Annotated in this window: 3 protein-coding genes; all 3 read left to right on the top strand. The window is 58.6% G+C overall.

The features are described 5' to 3' along the window. Positions 1 to 329: 329 nt before the first annotated feature. The 3 genes from HMPREF2678_RS07695 to HMPREF2678_RS07685 all read left to right on the top strand — a co-directional run bounded on the left by HMPREF2678_RS07695 (position 330) and on the right by HMPREF2678_RS07685 (position 3,492). Positions 330 to 2,252, top strand: coding sequence for a BCCT family transporter (locus HMPREF2678_RS07695; protein ID WP_246817915.1), 1,923 nt, complete (start codon positions 330 to 332; stop codon positions 2,250 to 2,252). A gap of 96 nt (positions 2,253 to 2,348) precedes the next feature. Next, positions 2,349 to 3,203 (top strand): 3-hydroxybutyryl-CoA dehydrogenase, encoded by an 855-nt coding sequence (locus HMPREF2678_RS07690; protein ID WP_070551851.1) that lies wholly within the window; start codon positions 2,349 to 2,351, stop codon positions 3,201 to 3,203. 91 nt (positions 3,204 to 3,294) lie between these two features. Next, on the top strand, positions 3,295 to 3,492 hold the full coding sequence (locus HMPREF2678_RS07685; protein WP_187401719.1) for a CsbD family protein: 198 nt from the start codon (positions 3,295 to 3,297) through the stop codon (positions 3,490 to 3,492). Positions 3,493 to 3,605: the final 113 nt, after the last annotated feature.

Raw genomic sequence — 3,605 nt, 5'->3', positions numbered from 1 at the left:
ATTTCTCAGTCCAACTAATGGGGAGCAGTTCACTTAAAACCTGGGGGCTTCTTGCTGACGTTTCAAGAGGAGAAATGACCGTTCGTATGTGATTCCTTTCTGTTGACCACTAGTGCCCAATGTAAACAGTCTTTCTGGAAATAAGCTGTGTACGATCTGCAAGGCCTCTACATATTGTTTGCTGGTTTGCCGGAGAGCCGAAGGACCTTCTGGGGCACTAGTTGGGGAGGCCGCGTCGGAACTTGTCTGGCCGAGGCACTAGGGTAGGGCAGTAAGTCGGATCTCCCGGCTACACACGAACTAGCAAGAATTTAGGGTGTGATCCCGCCATGGAAGGCGAATCATCTACCGCCAAGGCCACGGCCAAGGCGTCAAAAGACAAAACCACCGCGGATAGCGCCGCGGACACCACCTCGGGCAAGGCTACTGCGGAAAAGGTGAAAGTTGACCCGCTTATTTTCTGGGTCTCCTTCGGCTTTATCGTTGCTTTCGTCTCTGCTGCGATCATCTTGAAGGACAAGGCCGCAAGTAGCCTGTCCACAGGTGCTAACTGGCTGCTGGAGAACTTCAACTGGCTCTACATCGGCAGCATCTCTCTGGCCTTCCTGTTCCTGATGGTGCTGTTCGTTTCGCGCTTTGGCCGGATGCGTCTGGGCGTAGAGGGCGAGGAGCCAGCTTTTAGAACCACGTCCTGGTTCGCCATGCTCTTCGCCGGTGGTTTGGGTTCAGTGCTGATGTTCTACGGTGTGGCCGAGCCGATCAACCACGTCGTCAACGTTCCGATGCAGGACGCAGAGCCGATGAGTACCGAGGCCATCGGGGAAGCCATGGGCTTCACCCTGTACCACTTCGGCCTGCACATGTGGGTCATCTTCGCACTGCCTGGCCTGGCCTTGGGTTACTTCATCTACAAGCGCCACTTGCCGCCGCGTGTGTCCAGCATCTTTGCGCCGATCCTTGGGGCGAGCATTTACTCGTGGCCCGGAAAGCTTATTGACGCCCTCGCTATCATCGGCACCGTTTTCGGCATCGCGGTGTCGGTCGGACTCGGTACGCTGCAGATCAACTCTGGCCTGGCCACGGTGTTCGGTGCACAGAACGTAGCGTGGGTGCAGATCATTATCTTGGTCGTGATCGTCACCGCGTCGTCCATTTCGGTCGCCACGGGGCTATCCAAGGGTATTAAGTGGCTATCCAACATCAACATCCTGGCGGCCACCGCCCTGATGGTTTTCATTCTTCTGACCGGCCCGACGCTGCTGCTCCTGCGCGGCACGATGGATGCAACAAGCCTGTACGCGGAATACCTGCCGAAGATCATGTTCTGGTCCGACTCCCAGCAGGTCAACCCCGGCTGGCAGGGCAAGTGGACGGTGTTTTACTGGGCATGGACAATCTGTTGGTCGCCCTTCGTTGGCATGTTCGTCGCCCGCATTTCCCGTGGCCGCACTGTCCGTGAGTTCATTGGTGGCGTTCTGCTGCTGCCGACGGCATTCACGATCCTCTGGTTCTCCGTTTTCGGTTACGCCGGACTGGACATCGAGAAGAAGGAACCGGGTGTGCTGACCAAGCCGATCGTTGAGCAGGGCGACCCGGCTACCGCGCTGTTTGCGTTCCTGGAGCACTTCCCATGGACGCTGGCTATCAGCATCCTGGCGCTGTTCGTTATTGCCATCTTCTTCGTCACCTCGATCGACTCTGCCGCATTGATCAACGACATGTTCGCCGCCGGTGTAGAGGGCAAGACCCCGCTGATGTACCGCCTGTTGTGGTGCATCATGATCGGCGCTGTCGCGGGCGCGATTCTCATCATGGCTCCGGATTCCGGAATTGATGCGCTGCAGCAAACGGTGATCATCATCGGTTTCCCATTCGTGCTGTTTAACTTCGTGATGATGTACTCGCTTATTAAGGGCATGAATGACGACTCGGCGGCTCGCCCCGAGCCGCCGAGCCGCCAGTGGGGCAAGACCGACTCCGCTGAGAAGCTGGCCGAGCACGAATCCCGCCCGGCGCCGGGCTATGACAATGAGGGCAACGAGCACGCACGCTTCGAATACGACGCGGAAGGAAACCTCGTTATCCCCGGTAACGTGCGCATTGAGGGAGACCTGGGAATCGTTGGCGACGTGGATAATGACGCAGAAATCTCGCCCACACGCCCGATGTACGACCAGGAAGGCGAGCTGATTACGGACGACCCTGCTGAGGACGAAAAGGCGGCGGAAGAAGAGGGCGTCGATAAGAAATAGGTCGGGAATAGGCCAGGAATAGCGTTAGCCACATCAGGGTCGGCAACATCGGTAGTCTGGATCAAGTACGAATAAACCTATAAAAAAGGAGTGACCATGGTTCAGCGTGTAGGTGTCATCGGTGCAGGCCTGATGGGAGCCGGTATCGCAGAGGTCGCAGCCAAGGCCGGCAGCGACGTGCTGGTATGGGAGGCCAAGCAGGAGTTCGCCGATGCGGGTAAGACTCGCATCGAGAAGTCGCTGGAGAAGGCCGTGAGCCGCGGCAAGCTGTCCGAGGAAGACCGCGACGCAGCGCTCGGCCGACTGACCTTCACCACCAAGCTGGAAGACTTCGCTGACCGCGAGCTGGTGATGGAAGCCATCATCGAGAACGAGGACATCAAGAAGGATGTCTTCGCCAAGCTGGACGAGATCGTTGAGGATAAGAAGGCGCCACTGTGCTCCAACACGTCCTCCCTGCCGATCCAGACCATCGCCAGCGCCACCAAGAACCCGGGCCGTGTGCTGGGCCTGCACTTCTTCAACCCCGTTCCGGTTCTGCCGCTGGTGGAGGTCATCCCGGCGCTGACCTCCGACGAGGACGTCGTTGAGGTTGCACAGACCTACGCCACCGAGACCCTGGGCAAGCAGGCCATCCGTGCGAAGGACCGTTCCGGCTTTATCGTGAACTTCCTGCTGGTGCCGTACATGCTTTCCGCCATTCGCATGGTGGAAAACGGCGTGGCAACCCCGGAGGACATCGATACGGGTATGAAGTTGGGCGCCAACCACCCGATGGGCCCGCTGACCCTGGCCGACATGGTTGGCCTGGATACCTGCGCTTTCATCGCGGACGTCATGTACAAGGAGTTCGGCGACCCGAGCTACGCATGCCCGCCGCTGCTGCGCCGCATGGTCACCGCAGGCCACACCGGACGCAAGTCCGGCAAGGGCTTTTACGAGTACAATTAAAGCCACCATGCCCGCTGGGTGATTCGAGGGCCGTGACCGCGGCCCGGCCCGGTGGGCAGACCCCAACGAAAGGAAAGGTCACTACATGTCCATCGACGATCTGAAGAACAAGGCAGAGGGTGTCGCAGGTCAGGCCAAGGAGGCCGCCGGCGAGGCTACCAACAACGACGATCTGGCCAACGAGGGTCGCGCAGACCAGACCAAGTCCGACATCAAGGAAAAGGCCAACGAGCTGAAGGACAAGGCCACCGACGCTGTGAACAAGGTTCTGGGCGACGCTCAGAAGTAAAACTTTAGACAGAAAAATCCCGGCTGGAAGATTCAGCCGGGATTTTTGCTATTGCTGGGCTTGTGCTGGGGCCGGCAGCGCGGGTTAAGTAGCAAAAAGTGTGTCCGCTCGGC

The organism is Corynebacterium sp. HMSC058E07 (assembly GCF_001809885.1).
Lineage (GTDB): Bacteria > Actinomycetota > Actinomycetes > Mycobacteriales > Mycobacteriaceae > Corynebacterium > Corynebacterium macclintockiae.
The sequence above is the reverse complement of the archived record's forward strand: the minus strand, read 5'-3'. Positions and strand labels throughout refer to the sequence as shown.